18 protein-coding genes and 2 tRNA genes are annotated in these 21664 nt (G+C 40.0%); 12 read left to right on the top strand and 8 right to left on the bottom strand.

From position 1 onward, the window contains the following. Positions 1-134: 134 nt before the first annotated feature. The 4 genes from Q8W26_RS16400 (at position 135) to Q8W26_RS16385 (ending at position 6053) form a co-directional block, all read left to right on the top strand. On the top strand, positions 135-839 hold the full coding sequence (locus Q8W26_RS16400) for a hypothetical protein (RefSeq protein ID WP_101215874.1): 705 nt from the start codon (positions 135-137) through the stop codon (positions 837-839). Positions 840-1007: 168 nt separating this feature from the next. Next, positions 1008-1988 (top strand): rhodanese-related sulfurtransferase, encoded by a 981-nt coding sequence (locus Q8W26_RS16395; protein ID WP_101215875.1) that lies wholly within the window; start codon positions 1008-1010, stop codon positions 1986-1988. 237 nt (positions 1989-2225) lie between these two features. Beyond that, positions 2226-4475, top strand: a complete 2250-nt coding sequence (locus Q8W26_RS16390; protein ID WP_101215876.1) for a carbohydrate binding family 9 domain-containing protein — start codon at positions 2226-2228, stop codon at positions 4473-4475. 147 nt (positions 4476-4622) lie between these two features. After that, a complete protein-coding gene (locus tag Q8W26_RS16385) occupies positions 4623-6053 on the top strand; it encodes a hypothetical protein (protein ID WP_101215877.1) in 1431 nt (476 codons plus the stop codon). 146 nt (positions 6054-6199) lie between these two features. Here Q8W26_RS16385 and Q8W26_RS16380 read toward each other — a convergent pair whose 3' ends face one another. Further along, on the bottom strand, positions 6200-6547 hold the full coding sequence (locus Q8W26_RS16380) for a hypothetical protein (RefSeq protein ID WP_101215878.1): 348 nt from the start codon (positions 6545-6547) through the stop codon (positions 6200-6202). Between the two features lie 103 nt (positions 6548-6650). Further along, positions 6651-6923 carry a VF530 family DNA-binding protein gene (locus Q8W26_RS16375; protein WP_101215879.1) on the bottom strand — a complete coding sequence of 91 codons (273 nt, stop codon included), beginning with the start codon at positions 6921-6923 and terminating at the stop codon, positions 6651-6653. Positions 6924-7109: 186 nt separating this feature from the next. Here Q8W26_RS16375 and Q8W26_RS16370 point away from each other — a divergent pair, with 186 nt between their 5' ends. Continuing rightward, positions 7110-7883, top strand: a complete 774-nt coding sequence (locus Q8W26_RS16370) for a ribonuclease H family protein (protein WP_101215880.1) — start codon at positions 7110-7112, stop codon at positions 7881-7883. An 11-nt stretch (positions 7884-7894) separates the two neighbouring features. Here Q8W26_RS16370 and Q8W26_RS16365 read toward each other — a convergent pair whose 3' ends face one another. Beyond that, positions 7895-8572, bottom strand: a complete 678-nt coding sequence (locus Q8W26_RS16365) for a tRNA (adenine(22)-N(1))-methyltransferase TrmK (RefSeq protein ID WP_305473775.1) — start codon at positions 8570-8572, stop codon at positions 7895-7897. Between the two features lie 12 nt (positions 8573-8584). After that, a complete protein-coding gene (locus Q8W26_RS16360) occupies positions 8585-9220 on the bottom strand; it encodes an alpha-ketoglutarate-dependent dioxygenase AlkB (protein WP_101215881.1) in 636 nt (211 codons plus the stop codon). Between the two features lie 116 nt (positions 9221-9336). Here Q8W26_RS16360 and Q8W26_RS16355 point away from each other — a divergent pair, with 116 nt between their 5' ends. The 3 genes from Q8W26_RS16355 (at position 9337) to Q8W26_RS16345 (ending at position 13669) form a co-directional block, all read left to right on the top strand. Next, positions 9337-10788: an FAD-dependent oxidoreductase gene (locus tag Q8W26_RS16355; RefSeq protein ID WP_305473774.1), complete on the top strand. Its 1452-nt coding sequence runs from the start codon at positions 9337-9339 to the stop codon at positions 10786-10788. A gap of 105 nt (positions 10789-10893) precedes the next feature. Continuing rightward, positions 10894-11535, top strand: coding sequence for a histidine phosphatase family protein (locus Q8W26_RS16350; RefSeq protein ID WP_153071544.1), 642 nt, complete (start codon positions 10894-10896; stop codon positions 11533-11535). Positions 11536-11542: 7 nt separating this feature from the next. Further along, positions 11543-13669: an ATP-binding protein gene (locus Q8W26_RS16345; protein WP_101215884.1), complete on the top strand. Its 2127-nt coding sequence runs from the start codon at positions 11543-11545 to the stop codon at positions 13667-13669. A gap of 41 nt (positions 13670-13710) precedes the next feature. On the opposite strand, the gene Q8W26_RS16340 is transcribed toward Q8W26_RS16345, so the two are convergent. After that, positions 13711-14256, bottom strand: a complete 546-nt coding sequence (locus tag Q8W26_RS16340; protein WP_101215885.1) for a YaeQ family protein — start codon at positions 14254-14256, stop codon at positions 13711-13713. A gap of 183 nt (positions 14257-14439) precedes the next feature. Here Q8W26_RS16340 and Q8W26_RS16335 point away from each other — a divergent pair, with 183 nt between their 5' ends. Beyond that, positions 14440-15738 (top strand): CinA family nicotinamide mononucleotide deamidase-related protein, encoded by a 1299-nt coding sequence (locus Q8W26_RS16335; RefSeq protein WP_101215886.1) that lies wholly within the window; start codon positions 14440-14442, stop codon positions 15736-15738. Between the two features lie 56 nt (positions 15739-15794). Here Q8W26_RS16335 and Q8W26_RS16330 read toward each other — a convergent pair whose 3' ends face one another. Then, on the bottom strand, positions 15795-16409 hold the full coding sequence (locus Q8W26_RS16330) for a tRNA-uridine aminocarboxypropyltransferase (protein ID WP_101215887.1): 615 nt from the start codon (positions 16407-16409) through the stop codon (positions 15795-15797). Between the two features lie 96 nt (positions 16410-16505). Here Q8W26_RS16330 and rrtA point away from each other — a divergent pair, with 96 nt between their 5' ends. Beyond that, complete coding sequence (gene rrtA, locus Q8W26_RS16325) at positions 16506-17099, top strand: rhombosortase (protein ID WP_101215888.1); 594 nt, start codon at positions 16506-16508, stop codon at positions 17097-17099. A gap of 2 nt (positions 17100-17101) precedes the next feature. On the opposite strand, the gene uvrB is transcribed toward rrtA, so the two are convergent. Further along, a complete protein-coding gene (gene uvrB, locus Q8W26_RS16320; protein ID WP_101215889.1) occupies positions 17102-19084 on the bottom strand; it encodes an excinuclease ABC subunit UvrB in 1983 nt (660 codons plus the stop codon). Beyond that, on the bottom strand, positions 19081-20469 hold the full coding sequence (locus Q8W26_RS16315) for an MATE family efflux transporter (RefSeq protein ID WP_101215890.1): 1389 nt from the start codon (positions 20467-20469) through the stop codon (positions 19081-19083). Before Q8W26_RS16315 ends, uvrB begins: the two co-directional genes overlap by 4 nt. Positions 20470-21474: 1005 nt before the next feature. Between Q8W26_RS16315 and Q8W26_RS16310 the strand changes: the two genes are divergently transcribed. After that, a tRNA-Asn gene (locus Q8W26_RS16310) sits at positions 21475-21550 on the top strand. A gap of 39 nt (positions 21551-21589) precedes the next feature. Continuing rightward, positions 21590-21662 (top strand) — tRNA-Asn (locus Q8W26_RS16305). Positions 21663-21664 lie beyond the last annotated feature (2 nt).

Genomic DNA, 21664 nt, shown 5'->3' with positions numbered 1-21664 from the left:
AGCCCACCTACATTCGCTGTAGCGTGGGCTTTTTTATGACTAGTTGTTGAACTTTTTTCACCCTATACACTCGGAGTACTATCTGTTTCTTGTTAGAAATTGTTCTCATTCTTTGCATTTAGGTTAATACGGAAATGACCAACGCCTCTTCACACTTTATAACCCTCTCTTTACTCGGTCACGGTTTGCTGTTCGCCTTGCTTTATCGCTTCCATCAAGATACTGCGCCGATACCAAAACCACAGCCGACGATCACTATTATTAAAGCAAGCCTATTGGCGCCTCAACACATGCCCAGCAAGATTCAAGAAGAAGTCAGCAAGGACGCCGAAACACCACCTCTTCAACCACAAGATGAGCCACATCAGGACAATGCAGCGACAGAAAATATCATCGTTAAAAAAGAAAAAATAAATGACAATCAGTCTTCAGAAATGATCAGAAAACCCTCAGCATCACCAGAGGTATCTTTAATCAGTCAAGCCAAGGAGAATCCAGAGCAACCCGTAAAGCCTTTTCCCTCTGCGGCACAATTAATTGCCAATTCAAGGACAATACTCGCTAAACAACATCAACAGCAGTTAAATGCCAGCCACCACAAGTATGGTGAAAAGCGCACCGTATCGAGTATGACTAAATCCTTACCGAGTCATGATTACACTGTCGTTGAACATAACGTGAAACAGCCGGGAGAATATAAGATTTATTGCGACTCAGGCGCAAAAAAAGCATTTCTCGTTGCCGCATCTCTGTTAGGTGGTCAAACAAAGTGTGAAAAGTTCAATTTAGATAATTATATTAAACCTCGAATTAGCAACAGAACTAAACAGGCTAAATAACCAACAAATATTGTTTTTTGTGAGCTTATCCTTACTGCTTTATATTGATCGATATCAATTTCTGTTATCATCACGCGCTTTAGTCACCAGTCCAATGCTGTTGGCTATCTATCATTTTTTCTCTAAAGCACTGGATTTACGATCCAGCCAGTTCAATGGACTTATACTATGACTAATAACTTTACTGTTTGTGCCCTTTATAAATTTGTACGCCTCGAAAACTACATAGAGCTTCGTGACCCGCTATTAGCAACCATGGAAAAAAATGAAGTACGTGGAACATTACTGCTCGCTCTAGAAGGGATTAACGGGACAATCGCAGGCCCACAACAGGGGATCGATAATGTACTCGCGTTTTTAACAAATGATCAACGCTTAGCTGAATTATCTTATAAATTGTCATTTAATGATGAAAACCCATTTCAGCGTACTAAAGTGAAATTGAAAAAAGAAATCGTCACCATGGGTGTTGAAGGTATCGACCCAAACCATGTAGTCGGTACATACGTTAAACCTCAAGATTGGAACGCACTTATTTCAGATCCAGAAGTAATCGTTGTTGATACTCGTAATGATTACGAAGTTGAGATTGGCACATTTAAAGATGCACTCAATCCAGATACAGAAACATTTCGCGAATTCCCACAATACGTTAAAGAAAATCTAGACAATACTAAGCACAAGAAAGTCGCAATGTATTGTACTGGCGGAATTCGCTGTGAAAAGTCAACGGCCTACTTAAAAGAACAGGGTTTCGACGAAGTTTACCATCTTGAGGGCGGTATTTTAAAATACCTAGAAGAAGTACCAAAAGAAGAGTCGCTGTGGGAAGGTGAATGTTTCGTGTTTGATGGCCGAGTCGCTGTAAACCATGATTTGGAGCAAGGTCAATATGACCAGTGTTTCGCCTGCCGTTTTCCTTTAACTGAAGAAGAGATGCAAAGCGAGCATTATGTGAAAGGGGTTAGCTGCCATCGCTGTCACGAAAGCGTTACAGACGAGCAACGAGCACGTTTTGCTGAACGGGAGCGTCAAATAAAGCTAGCTGAGCAACGCGGTGAAAATCACATTGGCGGTGATGTAAAACACATCATCAATCAACGACGCGAGCAAAAAAATGCTAAGAAAAACGAAGCAAAAGTTAAATAATCGCATTTATTTAACTTTTGTTAACGATTTAAATAGGCCAATTTAATTGGCCTATTTCTTTTTAAATTCACACCTGCTCTCACTTTTATAAAAAGCTACCATCTCTCTTGCTCTAGCCTATCAAAGCCATTTGTTAAAATTGTGAATACTAAAACACACTTTGTTGCATATTGTCAGTTTCCCTAAAATCATTACACGCGTAAGGTAAAAGCGATTTTAAAATGGAATAGTTTCAGTATGTTAAAAATGAATAACAGCAAGGTATTTCCTCGCTTTACTACTTGTGCAGCACTAGTATCATTAGCAATGACAAGTCATTTTGCGCAAGCGAAGACCAGTATCACCATCCCACAAATTAAAAATAAAATAGAAATTGATGGTGAAATGAACGAAACAGCATGGGCCAATGCAACAAAACTCGACTTGGCTTATGAAAAGAACCCAGGAGAAGGGATAGCTGCAAGAGTTAAAACTACCGCCTATTTTTATGAAGATGGCGAAAACCTTAATGTTGCCATCGTTGCTAACGACCCAAACCCAGAACAGATCCGCGCACATTTATCAGATCGAGATAAGATGTTTCAGGATGATTGGGCCGGGATTGTTATCGATACTTTCAATGATAAACGGACTGCTTATGAATTCTTTGTCAATCCAATAGGGGTGCAAGGTGACATTCGCATGGAAGATAATAATGGCTGGCGTGAAGACACCTCTTGGGATGCCATTTGGGATAGTGCAGGAAAAATAACCGACAAAGGTTATATCGTTGAAATGAGTATTCCTTTTAAAGCACTACGTTTCCCTGAAGCCCAAGGTCCTTTGACGTGGAATATTGCAGTATTACGTACCTACCCTCGCGATCACCGTTATCAATTTACCAACTATAAAGATGATCGAACCGTGCAATGTAATATTTGCCAATTCGACAACATCTCTGGCTTTAGCAATATAAAACCAAGTAAAAATATTCAAGTAACCCCAACGCTTACGATAAATCGTAGTGATAAACGTGAAGCTGAACAGGCCAACTGGGACAACGGTGATGGTAATACTGATGCTGGTATTGATCTGCGTTGGGGCGTTACGCCCGATATGGTACTAAATGCAACTTTAAATCCTGACTTTTCACAAGTAGAAGCAGACTCAGGCCAATTAAATGTAAACAATACCTTTTCCTTGTTTTATCGTGAAAGACGCCCATTTTTCCTTGATGGTGCCGATTATTTTGACGGCGAACGCTTAAACCTTGTCCATACCCGAAACATCGCTAATCCTGATTATGGGGTTAAGCTCACGGGCAAAACAGGCAACCATACCTATGCTCTACTTTCAGCCAATGACGAAGCCACAGCCTTCTTATTACCCGGCAATCAAGGCTCAGATTTAGCAGAACTAGATAAAAAAAGTCAAGCAACAATCGCGCGCTATAAAATGGATATAGGTGAACGTTCAAGTATTGGTGCTCACTTAACTAATCGTCAAGGCGATGGTTATAAAAATACTGTAGCCTCAGTTGATGGGCGTTATTGGTTTAACGATCAAGACAGCTTTTCGTACCAAGCAGCGTGGTCTGACTCAGACAACAACCCTCATTTGGTTAAAGAGTATGAGCTAGAAGAAAAGCAAACAGGCCATGCTATTTCAATGCAGTTAAAACGTGATACTCGCGATTATACCCTCCGCGCAAGCTACAGTGATACTGGAGAAGACTTTCGCGCCGACTTAGGCTTTGTTAGACAAGCAGACTATCGCCGCGCCGTGATCGGTGGTGAACGCAGATGGTATGGTGAAGATGGTGCAGCATTAAACCAATGGGGGTTTTGGAGTGATGTAGACCGCACTGAAGACCAAAATGGCTTATTGCTAGAGGAAGAGGCTGAAATACATTTAAATTTACAGGGCCGTCATCAATTCTACTCAAATATGGGTGTAGTTACACGTAATAAACATCACAAAGGAAAGTATTTTGATGAAACACAGTTTATGGCCTTTGCGCGTATTCGCCCTGTTTCTGCGATTAATGTCCGCGCCTTTACCAGAATCGGTAAACAGATCGATTATGCCAATGTACAACTAGGTGACACATTTGTCTTAAATAGTGGCTTGAACTGGAATGTAAACGATCATTTATCTATCGACCTTGACCATAATTACAATCGCTTAGATGTTGATGAGGGCAGACTGTTTACGGCTAATTTAACGGATGCACGTTTTACTTACCAATTTGACTTGAAAAGCTATCTGAAACTAGTCATACAATATCGAGACGTTGATCGTAATGTTGAATTGTATAAGACACCTGACGATTACGATGCATCCTTTAAAGGCTTCAATACGCAACTGCTTTACTCATACAAGCTCAATCCACAATCTCTTATCTTCGTTGGTTATGCTGACAAAGGACAACAAGACGATGAGTTTGATAAACTAAAACGAACCGATAGAACCGTTTTTGCTAAATTCAGTTACGCATGGCAAATGTAGCCTGAATATAAACTAATAGACTGAGTTAGCACTATAAGTTGCTCACTCAGTCTATACTTAATGGAGTTTTTATTTTAATCTTGACCATAAGCATATATATGTGCAAAAAAATCCAAGTTTAATAGTTGATTAGTGAGGTAAGTTTACATGGGATACGATGCGATTGGCGAGTCATCCAGTGTTAAGCGCATTCACGATCTGGTTAAGAGAATAAATTCACAGACTCGCACTAAGTCTTCGCTCTATGAACAAGCAGCCACTTACTTTGCTCAACTAGAACACACAGACAGCACACTAGAAACACTTAAACAAAACGTTGCCGACGCGCAAGTGCAAGCTGACAGTTCACAAGACAAAAAACGCACGCAACAGCTCAATAAAATCCTCGAGCTAGCTAAAATAAAACTCAGTGATTTTGAAGCAAAGCTCCAAGCTGAGCGGCTTATGAGAAAAGAACAAGTTACCGATGTGTGCTTAACAATCCTCGAGTATTGCCAAGGAAAAAATAAAGCCGACCGACAGCGTAAGCTTGCTAAAATTTTAGGAACCTTAGTTCTAGCTGGACCAGACACGCCCAAACTTGCCCGCACTTACAATCAACGTGCCCAACATTTATATCATGCACTCTTAAGTCATCAACTCTTAAATCAACTGATTGAAGACAATTTGATGAACAATCAATACATCAAGCAACATGCTGACACACCGGAACTATTTCAAGACCAAGTAATCATTCCTTTATTAACCGCCGCATTAATGCAGCATGTGGGAAATTACCATCCGGACGCACAACGTATTCTACATGGTGACGATAATGAACAAGACCCTTTTAGAGTATTAGAACAGCAAGAACGCCTCGACTTATTAAAATGCAATTACCAGCAAACAATTAATTACCTCAATCACGGTTTAGGTGTTGCTAATTACACCGGCTTATCACGTGAGGAAGAGCAACAGTTTAATCAAGTGGAACATGATAAATTAGCATTTATTAACACACTAATTAAAAAAGCACTCTCGCCGAAACAAGGGTTGGGAAACCTGCTAAAAGTTCCACAGATATACACATCGGTTGTACTTTCAACAAAATTAAACTTTAACTATGAGTTTTTACCTAGAGCATTCGTATTACTAAACAAAAGTGCTGAGGGTGGTGGGTTAAGTAAAGCGGTCATTAATTGCTTTTTGAAAATAATGGGAAACTTCCCTCAAGGCTTTGGTGTTACCTATATTCCTAAAGGCAATGATGGTGAAGACCTGCAGACCTATGAATATGCTATTGTCAATGGGCTCTACCCAACTCACCCCGAGTACCCACGCTGTCGTATTGTTTCTCGTAAATTAGTATTTTTTACGTCAGGCAGTAACCTGACCATTGAGCGAGTTAACAACCTTTACTACCCGCCGACAAAAAGAAAATTAGAAACAATAAGTAAAGAACGACTTGAAGCGATATTAAGCCAACTACGGGGCAGTAGTAAATTTGATAGTGCAGAGCAAGATAGGATCCCAAGCTATTGGAAGCCTCACGACTTCTTTATTTATACCCGCAATCAAAATTTGTGGAATATAATATAATACTAAACACATTAAGTAATGTGACCTTATTGTGTCTTAGACATAAAATGCTTGAACAAGGCGCACTCAATCCCAATCATTTTACCTAGTACTATTGGCCAAATATCTGATGGAGTTGATGAAAACTTCACTTTGCTAAGGGCGGATTACCCCCCTGGCAGCCCAAATAATAATGAGCTTAGGATAAAAACAAAAATTGAAGCTAGCGCAAAATAATACGCAAGAATGAGTGACCAACGCCGATCTTCACAAAATAAAATCCCATTTTGTAAGCCTGACGAGTCATAGCGTTTATTAAAGAGGTACCCTGTTATCACCCACGCTTTAACCATAACTTTAACAGGAGAATCAACAGACAAACCTGTGTGAAGCCATAATTGAGGGTGCCATTTCTTTAGCTTTACCAAAAAAGTAAAATAGAGGGCGTAAAATATTCCAAGCATGAGCACTAACAATAACGCAGCTCCTTGCGTTGGGTGACTAATTAAATCCATTTAATCCACCGTAAGACGTGCAATGATATTGAGTTTTATAAAAGACTAGACTAATTTTTATCGATAGCCAAGTAAATTTTAGTCTTATCTTTTATTCAATTAGCTATTTCTTCTTTAATTCTGGCCAAACAAACTTTTCAGGTTGTTCAGACTCTTGATTTAAACACGTTTCAAGATAATACTGCTCCACCTGCTCTCTGGCCCAAGGTGTCTTTCTTAAAAATTTTAAGCTAGATTTAATGCTTGGGTCATTGTAAAAACAACGAATTTCAATCTTGCGACTTAAATGTGGAAAGCCATGACGCTCAACTAAAGCAGTCACAATGTTTTCTAGGGTTAAACCATGTAAAGGGTTGTTCGGTTGCTTTTGACTCATAAACTGTGCTTCTACTTTACTCTAATGACAATAAATCGATTCACCCCAGTTTAACAAATCAAAACTAGAGTTTATAGCAAGCAATGATGAACGCGCGCGAAATCACTGTGAAATCCGCAAAATATCACTTGTAACTCTACCTCAGCCCTTTATTATCCCCTCATGACTTTTTAAACAAGCGAAACTATGAGTAAGAAATATTATGTAATCTGGAAAGGCGAAAAAACCGGTATCTTTGATTCGTGGCCACAAGTTAAAGAATTGATCGATGGTCGCAGTGATGCGCAGTATATGGGGTTTTCGTCAAAAGAGCTTGCTCAGGCAGCATTTAAGGAAAGCTACACTCGTGCTTTAATGAAACGTTCGTTAGAAAAAGAAGGAAAAAGCAAACCACCAGCTTCAACGCCTAACTCAAGCCAAAAGGCAACTCGAGCTACCTCAAGTGATATTGCCATCTATAGTGACGGAGCATGCTCCCCAAACCCTGGACAAGCAGGTACAGGCCTTGCAGTCTACAATAAGAATCAACTCGAACAATTACTGTTTGGTTTATACGAGTCTCAAGGGACAAATAACTCTGCCGAGCTTTACGGGCTATTAGAAGCATTAAAACTGGCTCAAACGTATCTAGAAAAAGGTCTTTCGGTTCAAGTATTATCAGACTCTAAATACTCAATTGATTGCATCACTAAATGGGCCACGGGATGGAAAAATAAAGGTTGGACACGAGGCAAAGGTGAACCCATTAAAAACCTTGAAACAATTAAACAGGCTTATAGTTTATACCAAGAGTTAAAAACTCATATTACTATTACCCATGTTAAAGGTCACGCGAACATAGAAGGAAATGAATTAGCTGATCGTATGGCTGTCTATGCACGCATGACAAAACAAACCCGCCTGATTGCATACCAAGAAACAATGGATATCAACACTATTTTAGCGATGCCGTCAGGCTAAGTAAGTTAACATTAGTCAATAATCACTTGCTGATAAGCCTTTACTTCAGCAAGTGATTGCCCCTGCTGTTTTTGGTAATGTGTGAGTGTTCTGCTCAAATAAGCTTGCCCAACGGCTCCACTACCATGCCACATCTTATTTCCAACTAAACTAACTTCTGGATAATTTTGGTCTGAAGTAACATGAATCATTTCATAAAAACGTTTATTCTCTTGTAGCAATTGTTCATCCACTAGCCTGAGGTCTAACTCGCTTAGTGTTTTTCGTAATTGATAATGTTGCCGCAGTGGGCAAAGCAAAAATTCTAGTTGATGTTGTGGGTTTTGAGCAACTATCGCTTTGACAAACCATTGAGTCAATTCACCACCAACGCCAGCAATGATAATCAAATGACGTTCGCTAACGGGATACTCACTGAGAGGAAGGCTAGCCACATCAAGACAGTGAACATGCCACAAGGGCTGGTGTAGAAAATGTCGCGACAATTTTTCAGATAGTTGCGTCATAATGGTCGGAACTATATCGACAAAATGGATATTTGACTGGCGTTCACTTTCGCCCACCTTTTTATGCTGTTGTTTTAATAGTTCAATTCCCAAAAAACCATGATCACAACAACAATCCCAAATATGAGGGTACGGATATTTAACCATAGTGGCTAATTGACTTAATCGTTTACTATTTTTCAAGATTCTCTCAAGCTACTTAAGGTGAAAAAAGGGCGTCAGTTGACGAAAAGTGAAGTTTAATCTCGACTCTTCAACTTTTAAGCGTTTAGGTAAACAATGTTGCCATTGCTGTTGCATAGGAGAATGCATTAATAACAAATCACCTGAATGTAATGGGATTGTCACGACTTCACGGCTATTATTGTGACGCAATGAAAAGTCCCGACTAGCACCAACCGATATAGAAGCAATCGTTGCGCTCCTAATTAGCTCCGGCTCGTCATCATCATGCCACCCGACATGCTGCCTCCCATTAAGATACTGGTTAACCAACACACCATTGAAGTAAAGACCAAAATCATTGCGAAGTTTTTGCTTTAGTTTATTCGCATACTTAGGCCACGGTTGTGCATTAATCAATAATGAAGAGTACTCATAATCGCACCCTTCATCACCAAACCAAACTTGACGACAGGCGATGGTTCGAAGTTCACCGCGTATTTTAATTTGAGGTTGCTTAAAAGCAAATGTTGCCGCTTCTGTTTTTAGTGCCCCTTGCTGGGCTGGATTAAGGTAGTCTCGAATTAACGTTACTGGTGGTTTAAACCCACTATGAGTCTGAATATATGATTGTTCATCCTCACCAAAATGAATCGTTCGCTGCTGCATCGTCTAGCCTTGCCTACCATGGGCTCATAATTTTAGGGAGTGTTCGATTAATCTTGCTCAATAGGAATAAGCTAAGTAAAATTAACACCATAGTTCTTTCGTTCATGCTAAGTGTTATGTCGCAATCATCCTCTGTTTCTACAAAAAAATCACCACCACGCATAGGTATTATTGGAGGAGGCGTTGCAGGATCAACCATTGCGCTTCATTTATCAGCCCAACCGCTCGATGTAACTTTACTTGAACAAGGGCCTAGTTTAGTCAATGGTCCACCTATTTGCCACCTCCATGCCGGTGGTAACCTCTATCGTGAGATAGACCAACAACAATGCCTCACTCTTTTACGACAATCTATTGATACCCTAAAGCTTTATAAACACAGCGCTGATTATCGACCGACAGTGATCGCTATACCGCAACGAGACCCAGGTGAAGTAAAACACTTATTGCCTCGTTTACAGTTGCTTCGTGATGAATATCATCGACTTGTTGTTCAAAATACGGAAAATAAAGTATTAGGTGAACCTGAAGATTATTATACCTTAATTGAACGTGACGAACTTGAAGCATTGGTCACCAAGCCTCTGCCGGCCCAGCCGCATACATTACAAGATTGGTTGATCCCGGTTGCAAAAACACTCGACTTTAACCAAATAAAGTTTCCACTGATCATTGTTCAAGAGTATGGGCTCAGTGTTTTTCGTTTGGCCGCCACCGCAACTATTGCCCTTGAAGCACAGCCTAATTGTCATATTGCAACCCAAAGTCAGGTTAAGAATATTCAACGCATCGATGGCCAATGGCAGTTAACAGTTGAACAGCAAGGTGTGACTTCACACCCTCAATTCGATTACATAATCAATGCGTGTGGTTACCAAAGTGGTACTATCGATGATTATATTGCTCAACCCGTTGAGCGATTAGTGGAGTTTAAAGCAGCCTATGTTACGCAATGGTCACAATGTCAGGGACAATGGCCTGAAGTCATTTTCTATGGCGAACGAGGAACACCAAACGGTATGGCACAATTAACCCCCTACCCCGGTGGTTATTTCCAAATCCATGGCATGACCCAAGACATCACCTTATTTGAGCAAGGATTAGTTAAAAATTCAAAACACTCAGCACAGCCTCAGCTCGCGCCACGTTTTATTAATAAGTTGACTAAGCAATGGCCTCCGCAATTAATCAAAGAACGAAGTCAAAACGCGATAGACTTTATGGCGCACTTTATCCCGAGCTTCGCCACCGCTGATATTGGTGGTAAGCCATTATTTGGCGCTCAGCAAATTCCAGGGCAAGATCCCAGCTTAAGGGCGGCGGGGGTATTCTTTAACCAGAAAAACTATGCCCGTTGTGAGATTGTAAAAGCCTCATCAGCAATTGACGCCGCACACGCCATTATTGATGATTTAACAAAGCTGTCATTTCTAGACGATCATTTAATACCCGCAATTAGCCCATTAACGTCCCCTATCACTGATAAGAATATCACTACAATAGGCATTGCTTTGGCCAAAGAGCGGGGTTATCCAGCTGCTTTAGCCAATAGAAATATAAAGAAATAACCAACTTACTTGAGTTGTAATTGTATATAGAGCTTCTATAATTAAACGAGTTTTTACCATTTCTATCGTTGCACACCAAGTTCATGAAAGGATATAAAAGTGAACATGAGACGTTCAATATATACATTCTTAATGGTTAACTTCATTTTGACGTGTTGTTTATTAGTACCCTCTGTAATGGCGACGTCTAGCCAAATAGCCAGTCTGAAACAGCAGTTAATAGGTGGTGGAAACATTATTTATATGCGTCATGGCAAAACTAATTATCAGTCCGTAGATAACCCTTACTCTGACTGTCTTAGTCAACGTCGCCTTTCAAAAAATGGTATTAACCAGTTGCAAAGAATTAAGCGTGGTATAACACAATTAAACATCCCAATTAGCCACGTTTATTCAAGTCCCTATTGTCAATGCACAGAAACCGCAGCGATGATGGATAAAAATTTTATTATCAGTAATGACCTCACATTTTCGTTCAACCAAAACCAACACAACGTCAATTTACTCGCTCAGAAACTAAAAAGTTTAATGCTCCATAGTCAGCCTCAGCAGAGTAATATTATGTTTGTTGGTCATACTAGCAACCTCTACGACAGTTTAGGCATTTGGCCTGAAGATGATGCAATGATGGTTATTTTTAAAGTAGTAAATGATAAATTAACTCATCTTGGTAATATTTCACCACAACAATGGCAAACCGATGATAATACTTCCCCTCTTAAACAAGCTGTCGAGATAATTGAGTAACTAAACCATGAAAAGTTATTCACTGGGCAGTTTAAGAAATCGATTTCTCCTCATTCCTGCAATTGCAACGGTACTTTTTGCTTTGTTGTTTTCCGCAAGTAATTCAATCATTGCGTCTCACAGTCAGTTGTTTTTTAAGATTAACCAAGACAATCTTCCCCATATTAGTAAGATAAATCAATTATCAGCACAGCTCATCAATAATCATGTCAATTTAAGCACGTTAATTTCCGATTCATATCAAGCAGCTGATGAGAAAAAGTTTTATATCGACGGCAGAGTCATTATAAATAATGTATTCAACATTGAAGAGAAACTAACCGACACAATAAGCAAACACCATCCATTGTTGGGTAGTGGACAAACAATCTCAAAACAAGCCACAGAAAATTTCACCAAGTATCGCGAAAGTGCTGTTTTAACGATCGAGATAGCGAGTCAAGGCTCTCCTCTAGCGTTCAGTCAATTAGCAACGACCAATCAACATTTTAACCAACTAAACACAAACTTTTTAGATATATCAAACTTTTACTTGTCTAATATTAGCAATAGTCAGCAGAAAATTGATAGCACCCTCTTTGATCAAGAACTGATTGCTGTTATCTCGGTGTTACTCATTATCATTATGATGTTGGTTGCATGGTACGGTGCCAAATTAATGAGTAGGGATTTTGAGGCGATAAACCAAGCACTTTTCAATTTAACTCAGCAAAAAACTGATATCCAACTGCCGAAATCGAGTAACTATGAAATTGCTAAACTAGTTGATGCATTAGTTCAATTCAAAGAGACTATTCTTACTAATCAATACCAACGGGCTGAGCTAAACGAAATGGTTGCTGAGCTTAATCAAAGTAAAGATCACTATTTCAGCCTGTTAGACTTAACGGCTACAGCGATTGTAACAATTGACAGTCAACAACATATCGTACAATTTAATAAGGCAGCAGAGCGAATGTTTGGTTACTATGCTGAAGAGATCATAGGCCAACCGTTAGTATTATTACTTCCCAAAGACGCTCGAGATACACACCCCAAAAAGGTTGAATCTTTTAAGAAAAAGTATATTGAGTTTCAGCAATTACATGGAAATAAGCTATTACGAGGGTTGAGGAAAAATGGTCAAGAATTTTTTGTAGAGTTAGATATCGCCAAACTAACTATCAATAATGACTCACTGAATATGGCATCAATCACTGATATTACCGAGCGATTAGAGCAACAAGAGCAACTTCAACAACGCACACAGCAGCTGGCCCGGAGTAATCAAGAGCTAAAAAGCCATAAAGTCCGTCTTGAACAATTAGTTAAACAACGAACAAATGAGCTAATGCAAAGTGAGTCGAACCTCACGTCAGCTCAACAACAACTAATCGAGAGCGAAAAGATGGTCCTACTTGGGGAAACCGTTGCCAGCACAGCCCATGAGGTTAACACACCGTTAAGCATAGGGGTTACCGCGGGGTCACACTTAGAAGAAGAAACAAAGCAACTTGAACACTTATTAGAGACTAATCAACTCAGCCGTTCACGATTAGAAAAGTATACTGACACCGTTAAACAGAGTGCACAAATTATCCTGACTAATATGGCACGAGCAGCTGACTTAGTTAAAAGCTTTAAAGAAGTTGCTGTCGATCAAACCTCAGATGCAACACGTGAATTCAACCTCAAGGCATACTTAGATGAAATTATTCTGAGTCTAACCCCTCGAATAAAAAAGACCACACATACGGTAAAAATCGACTGCGATAGTCAAATCAACCTTTATACTCGCCCAGGCGCTATCTCACAAATTGTGACTAACTTAGTGAATAACAGCCTTATTCATGCATTTGAAGATAGAGACGGTGGACTGATCACTATCGTTGGAAAGATGATTAATGACAACGTTAGCTTAGAGTACCGCGACAATGGGGTAGGGCTCAGTGAAAGTAAACTAGCACAAATATTTGAGCCCTTCTTTACCACTAAACGTGGCGAAGGTGGCAGTGGTTTAGGCATGCACATTGTGCAGACATTAGTAACTCAGTCACTTAAGGGAACTGTAGAATGTCATAGTAAGCAAGGGGAAGGAATTACCTGTACTATGACTTTTCCAATCAAAGTGCCGGAAATAACAGAAGGTGACTAACGCAAATGACTCACTCTGTGCTAGTCACACTCAATAAAGAATTATAGCTCACCCTGCCATGTATCCACTTCCAGCAAAATTGACTGCTCCTGACAACTTAGCCAGATTTGGCCGTCGCTAATAGAAAACTGCAATTGCATAGTTCGACTGACTAAATCTGCTAACGCTTCCATCATTGCATCATCAACAAAATGAATCGTTAAATTACTAAATTTTTTACCTATAGATTGATGTTGCTTCCACCATTCTCTTGCAGCATTGCTACCATAGGTAAATAGAACGGCTTTTTGAGCTCGAACGCTGGCTTTTTTTAAGCGCTTTTCATCAGGTAACCCTAAATCAATCCACAACTCAATGTCATCACTAAAATTCTTCTGCCATAACTCGGGTTCGTCCTCTTCACATAACCCTCGAGTAAAGACCAAACGTTCATTAGCATACATAGCCCACGCCACAATTCTTAACATCATCCGCTGAATCGTTTCCGATGGATGCTGTGCAATAGTTAAGTTTTGATCTAAGTAGATCCCGTGATCCATATTCGCAATATTAACATCAGCCTTATAAATGGTCGCTTTCTGTGCCATGAGTGTTTGTCCAATAACAAAATTTCGCTCATAGTACGCCTTTGGCCCTGACAGTCCACCACTATTTACATTAATCGCTTAAGATAAAATCATCTTTCAGTAGGAAATTGTCACAAATAGGCTTGAGTCCATTGGCTCAGTCAAGCAATATGGTCAAAGGATGCAATTGGAATAATTAAATAAATGAAAAAACTAAAGATAGAGCTGCTGTTAACGGGCAATGAACTTGTCTCGGGCGATGTTGTAGACACTAATTCAGCGTTTATAGCACAACAGCTTGGCGAGTTAGGTTTAGAGGTCGCGAGACGCGTCACCTTAAAAGATGATACAGAATTATTAACCGAAGAAATCATTCACTTAAGCCAGCGATCCGACATTTTGATAATTAACGGCGGTCTTGGACCAACAGTCGACGATATGACAGCACAGGCTTTAGCCGATGCAGCTAATTTACCTATTTCATGTCACCCCAAGGCTATTGCGCATCTTGAACACTGGTGTCAAAAACGTGGATTTGAGCTTGATGGCCCCAATAAAAAACAAGCGATGTTACCCCAAGGCTGTGATATCTTAGCCAATAAAAACGGCAGCGCAGTTGGTTTTTCATTGACACTGAATAACTGCATCGTTTTTACAACCCCTGGAGTGCCGCACGAATTAAAAACTATGCTTAATGATGAAATCATTCCCAAACTTCGTCAATACAGTGATTCAGTACATACAACTGACGTCAGCCGTTTTTTAGTCTTTGGTCTTGGCGAATCAACTATTCAGGGTCTGGTAGATAAGCATTTACCCGATTGGCCAGCAGACATAGAGTTAGGCTTTCGTGCTGCTCGCCCCTATGTAGAAATAAAACTCACCTCTCATGCTAAAAGTGCTCATCAAACAAAAGTAAGCTGGCAGCAAAAGCTAGAAGAACTATTGGGCGCTCATATTATTGGCCCAGATAAAACAACAGTTGAACAGTCATTAGTTGAAACGTTAAATAGAAAGAAACAAAGTGTTACCTTCGCCGAATCTTGTACAGGTGGGCTAATGGCATCAAAATTAACGTCTGTGCCGGGTTCTTCAAGTGTCTTTGGTGCAGGGTTTGTAACCTATTCCAATGAGATTAAGCACCAAGTGCTGGACGTAGACCAGCAAGTTTTATCTATACACGGTGCAGTGAGCCAGCCAGTCGTCGAGCAAATGCTGCAAGGCGCGCTACGCCATAGCCAAGCAGACTATGGTGTGGCAGTCTCAGGGATTGCAGGCCCTACGGGCGGCAGTGATGAAAAGCCCGTCGGGCTTGTTTGGATCGCCTGGGGAGATAAAGATAACCATCAAAGTATCGCGCTATATATTCCAGTTGAGCGTCACTATTTCCAACACTATGTAGCAACCGTTGGTTTGGACCTCGTTAAGCGCCATATTAAACAAATCGATGAGCAACCACTTTACTTGGTCTCACGCCAGTTCAAGCCTAATCAAACGTATTAGATTACGTTAGTTTCCCATGGTATGTAACGAATCCAACATACCATGGTAACGTCCTATTAATAACGTCTTTTAACTTGTTCGGGCATCGAGTTTAGTTGAAAATTAACCATGTAATCAAAGCTCGTTAATAAAGAGCTGTAATCTTTTTGTTCGACCTGAGACAGCAGTGTATAACAGGCTTCAAGAGTCGACAAACTATCGCTACGGCTCGACTTTCGAATCCGATAGTTACTTTGATTATCAACATCAATACCTATTCGAGTCAGCTCGGCTAACACTGGATTGAGACAAAATATTTTGTACGCTTTCTTCCAACTGCCATCAATGACTATCACAACATAATCGTTCAACTGTTGGTCTGTTTGTGCTATTTCTTGAGATAATACTTGCGGAGATATCGTTTCATCACCAGGATACAATAGCAATAACTTCTTATCCGACGCTGTGAATAGTTGCTTAAACTGCTGATCATCAGAGAAATCCTCACCCACTAATATTTGACAGTGAGAGAGAGATAATTCTAATATCTTTGCTGTGCCTCTAGCATGTTTAACTTCACTTGGGTGCTGTAAAATAACGACATTGAGCTCATTATTTTGCTTAGTTATTGTGTGACAAAAGCAGGCAACAAGTGCCTTATTACATTGTGAACACTTAGCTCTTTTACTCATTACGCTCTCAATTATGACTTAGCTCTGTGATTTGTTGTCATTATAACGATGAGATACACTAACGAAAACATCTCCTTTGTGACAAATGATACAAACATGATAAAAACACCACTTACTTCTTGGGCTGTGCCTGTTCTCATCACTGTTCTATGTGCAGTTTTATACGCTGTTCAAGACACTGTACTCATGCAGTTAGAGTTTAACCGAGAGTTAATTGCTAAAGGGGAATATTGGAGACTACTAACAGGTAATTTTCTTCACACTAACCATTGGCATTTACTATTTAACTTAGTGGGATTATTATTTCTTAGCTATATGTATAACCCACATTTCCCCCCTCTTAAGTTTAGTTTTTTCGTGTTAACAAATGCCGCTTTACTAGGTTGCGCTTTATATTTATTCAGCCCTAACATTGAGCTTTATGTTGGCTTGTCGGGTGTGCTTCATGGCTTATTTGTTTATGGCTGCCTAAGTGATATAAAGACAGGAGACAAAGTCAGTTACGTGCTTTTAGGGGCAGTTATTGCTAAAGTTGTCTATGAAAGTATCTATGGTGCGAGTGTGAAGATGAGCGAGTTAATTGACGCCAACGTTGCAACAGACGCACACCTTTTTGGTGCACTCATTGCTATAATTTCTTTCTTGACCATTGAACTCTCTCAACGATTAAAGAGAGTTCAATCATATTAAGCTTAACGCGTTAGCAATAAATCGTTAAGCTTAGCAATTTCATCACGCAATTTACCCGCATCTTCAAACTCAAGATTACGCGCGTGCTCATACATTTGATGCTCAAGGCTATTGATTTCCTTGGCAAGATCAGCCGTTGAAGTATTAGCATATTGCGCTGTTTCTTCTGCAACGGCCAAGATTTCTTCATCACCAACATCTAAATAATCAGTAACGGACTTGTTTAAACCTTGCGGAACAATGCCATGTTCAATGTTAAACGCATGTTGTAATGCTCGTCGTGATTCAGTGGCATCAATGGCTTTTTTCATCGACTTAGTGATACGATCACCGTAAAGAATTGCCTTACCATTAAGGTTACGCGCGGCGCGTCCAATGGTTTGAATTAATGAACGTTCTGAGCGCAGAAAACCTTCTTTATCCGCATCTAAGATAGCCACTAGAGACACTTCAGGCATATCTAAGCCTTCACGCAATAAGTTAATCCCGATTAGTACATCAAATTTACCCAAACGCAAATCACGTATAATTTCGATCCGCTCGACAGTGTCAATATCAGAATGCAGGTAACGAGCTTTGACACCGTGTTCATCTAGGTATTCTGCTAAATCTTCCGCCATCCGCTTGGTCAACGTAGTCGCTAAAACACGCTCTCCCTTTGCGACCCTGATTTGAATTTCACTATATAAATCGTCAACCTGTGTAGCAACAGGCCTCACCTCAATTTCAGGATCGAGTAAACCTGTTGGCCTAACCACTTGACGCGCAACATCGTCACCTGACTTATCAAGCTCATAATCACTCGGTGTCGCCGAGACATAAACCGTTTGTGGTGCAATCGCTTCAAATTCTTCGAATTTTAATGGTCGATTATCAAGAGCAGAAGGCAAACGGAAACCATATTGCACTAGGTTTTCTTTACGCGAGCGATCGCCTTTATACATTGCGCCAATTTGCGGAACAGTCACATGCGACTCATCAATAATTAGCAAGCCATCATCGGGCAAATAATCGATGAGTGTCGGTGGTGGCTCTCCTGGCGCTCGTCCCGATAAATAACGAGAATAGTTTTCTACACCTGAACAATAACCCAGCTCAAGCATCATCTCAATATCATAGCTAACTCGTTCTGTAACACGTTGCTCTTCAATCAATTTATTAAGGGATTGCAGTTGCTCTTTGCGTTCGCGTAATTCTTCCTTTATTTTATCCACTGCACCTAATATAGTCTCTCTTGGCGTAACATAATGGGTTTTAGGGTAGATAGTAAAACGAGCAACTTGACGGTCAACTGTACCTGTAAGCGGATCAAATAACGAAATACGCTCGACTTCATCATCAAACATCTCGACACGCACAGCTAACTTCTCAGAATCTGCAGGAAAAATATCTAACACTTCACCACGCACACGAAATGTTCCGCGAGCAAACTCCATGTCATTACGTTTGTATTGTAATTCTGCTAAGCGGCGCAAGATCGCACGCTGCTCCATGATGTCCCCCTGACGAAAGTGCAATAGCATTTTCATATATGACTCAGGATCACCTAACCCGTAAATGGCAGAAACGGAAGCGATTAACACAACGTCTCGGCGCTCAATTAACGCTTTGGTTGCCGATAACCGCATTTGTTCAATATGCGCATTTACCGCGGCATCCTTTTCAATAAAGGTATCTGTTGAAGGGACATAGGCTTCAGGCTGATAATAATCGTAATAAGATACGAAATATTCAACAGCATTCTCTGGAAAAAACTCTTTCATCTCAGCGTAAAGCTGCGCAGCTAAAGTTTTATTTGGCGCTAGTATCATCGTTGGTCGACCTAACTTAGCGACTACATTAGCCATTGTATAAGTTTTACCAGAGCCAGTAACCCCCAGTAGGGTTTGATGAGCCAACCCTGAATTAAGACCATCACAAAGCTGTGCGATAGCGGTTGGCTGATCGCCTGCTGGTTGATATTCCGAATTTAAAGAAAAGGTCATTTAGAGTTCTCTAGTGCTATATCATGATTGGATTGTGATGATAAGTTGGTGTTGCCTGCCAATTGATGCAAGTGAAACCTCATAATAACAAAAGCAATGAGTCCCGTTAAGCCACCAGCGATAGCAACGCCAATAATTAAACCTGTAACCTCACCTAAATAACCGCCAAAGAAAGCCAAAGGCAACATCAAAATGAATAAACGAATAATATTAAGTCCAATGGAAATCATTGGTTTATGCAATGCGTTCAACGAAGAGTTACTTAAAATAGTGATTCCTGCAAACCCGTGAGTCAGTGGCATAATTAAGAGGTACAAGGTAATAATTTCTATCACTTGTGGGTCTGTTGCAAATAAACGGGCAATGTACCCCGAAGATAAAGCTAAAATCAAATAAATAGCCGCTTGCCATAACATCACAAATTTAATGCTAGAAAAGTAGCCTTGCTTTACACGCTGATAATGCCCTGCCCCGAAGTTTTGGCTTATAAACGGCGGAAGAGACATCGATAGAGCAAGCACAACGATAACAGCAAAAGACTCTATCCTTCCACCTACACCAAATGCAGCCACTGCTTCACTCCCATAAGTAGCAACAATCGCAGTTAAAATACTCGATGAAATCGGTGTCATCATATTAGAAGCCGCTGCAGGTAAGCCAATGGCTAATAATTTCTTACTAGAGTCAATCACCTGGTTGAGACGGTAGCCCCACCCCAACATTTGATAAGAGATGGTCAAGCGATAAAAAACAATAACACAACATACGAAACTTGCTAAAATACTCGCAATAGCCGCGCCTTGAAGCCCCATAGGTTCAATCGGGCCAGCACCAAAAATAAAAATAGGATCGAGAATTGCGTTAATTATTGCCCCTATCCCCATCACTTTTGCAGGGGTTTTGGTATCGCCTGAAGCACGCATCACCGAATTACCAATCATTGGCATGATCAAAATTAAGCAACCAAACAACCAAGGGCTCATATAGAGAGAGATCAATTCAATCTCTTTTGTACTAGCACCCATCGCACTAAATATCACATCATGCAGCCAAACACCTACCATGGCTAAGCCATAGATTAATATTGCAGAAACAATCAAGGCAACCGATGCATGTTGCCTTGCTAATTCTTTATTATCTTGCCCTAATGTTTTTGCTACGACTGCGGAAACACCTACCCCCATTCCAATAGCGAGGCTAATTAATGTAAACGTTACAGGGAAAGTAAAGCTAAACGCAGCTAATGATGTAGTCCCCAGCATGCTAACAAAAAAAGTATCGACGATATTAAATGACATCATAAGAATTAATCCATACGTCATTGGAACAGTCATACTTTTGAGAGTCGAATTAACTGGAGCCGTTAATAGTGCAGTTGAGTTCATGAATTTTACGCTAGTTAAAGTGGGAGCATTATCCTAGCAGAAAGAGAAATGACAATGAACTAAGTGACAAGCAACATCTAATAAAAAGTGTTAAAGAATATGTTTTCATCAGCTGTGGTGGTAATACAACCTAGCTAAAATTATTTACCTTTAACCCCTTGACTTATAACAAAGCTATACTATATCTAGTTTAACGGCATACATAATAATAAAACTCATTTAAATAGGATATAGAATAAGTTATCCAACGCTTTTAATTCCTACCTTTTTTAAACTGTCAAGTAGTTACACCTCACAAATCACCAGCTAGAACAAATCTCTTGTTACATTATTGACATGAGCTAACCTGCTGAATACATTATAAATTCACTTTTTGTTCAATTTTCAACTAATCTTAGTGAAACCCCTTATTTCATTGGGATTAGCCCACATTAAAACATTTAATAAACATAGTTATCCACAGTTTTAGTGGATAACCCACCAACCCCTTATAGGGTGAGGGATTAGGGATATAGAAAAAAAACTAAAAAAAACACTAAAAAATATTTTTACATCCGACATCAACATTTCGAACATTTATTGTAAACACACGATAACCAATACCAAACCTCCTTAGTGGCTTAAGCAGCCTTCCCCCTCTTTCGCTGATTAACACCAGCGAAGAAAGAAAAAGCTATTGCATGGCCTATAGTTCTTGTTAAGGCTCAGATAGCCAATGATATATGCGCTGATTATCGAATCTGCAACATCGTAACACCGATCTCGGATCGACAATGGTAACTGTTGCCGAAGTTCGATAGTAATGCCCCAGATACTAGAAAAAGTGATGAGTGTAAGTCTTTTACATCGTTAACCATTACATTTTGGATAATAAAGGGCTATTTCGCATATTTATACGTCGAATTGTATAAGTGTTGCTCAAATGGAATTTTTTTATAAATACAGTGTTGACAGTTAGCACTCCAATCTTTAATATGCGCTCCGTCTTCACCGACAATCATTCATTCCCCAATAGTTCAGTTGGTAGAACGGCGGACTGTTAATCCGTATGTCGCTGGTTCGAGTCCAGCTTGGGGAGCCATCCTTTTAGGATATGAATGAAAGTTAGTGATACAGTGATTCCCCAATAGTTCAGTTGGTAGAACGGCGGACTGTTAATCCGTATGTCGCTGGTTCGAGTCCAGCTTGGGGAGCC

It is taken from the genome of Psychrobium sp. 1_MG-2023 (assembly GCF_030689115.1).
Lineage (GTDB): Bacteria > Pseudomonadota > Gammaproteobacteria > Enterobacterales > Psychrobiaceae > Psychrobium.
The sequence above is the reverse complement of the archived record's forward strand: the minus strand, read 5'-3'. Positions and strand labels throughout refer to the sequence as shown.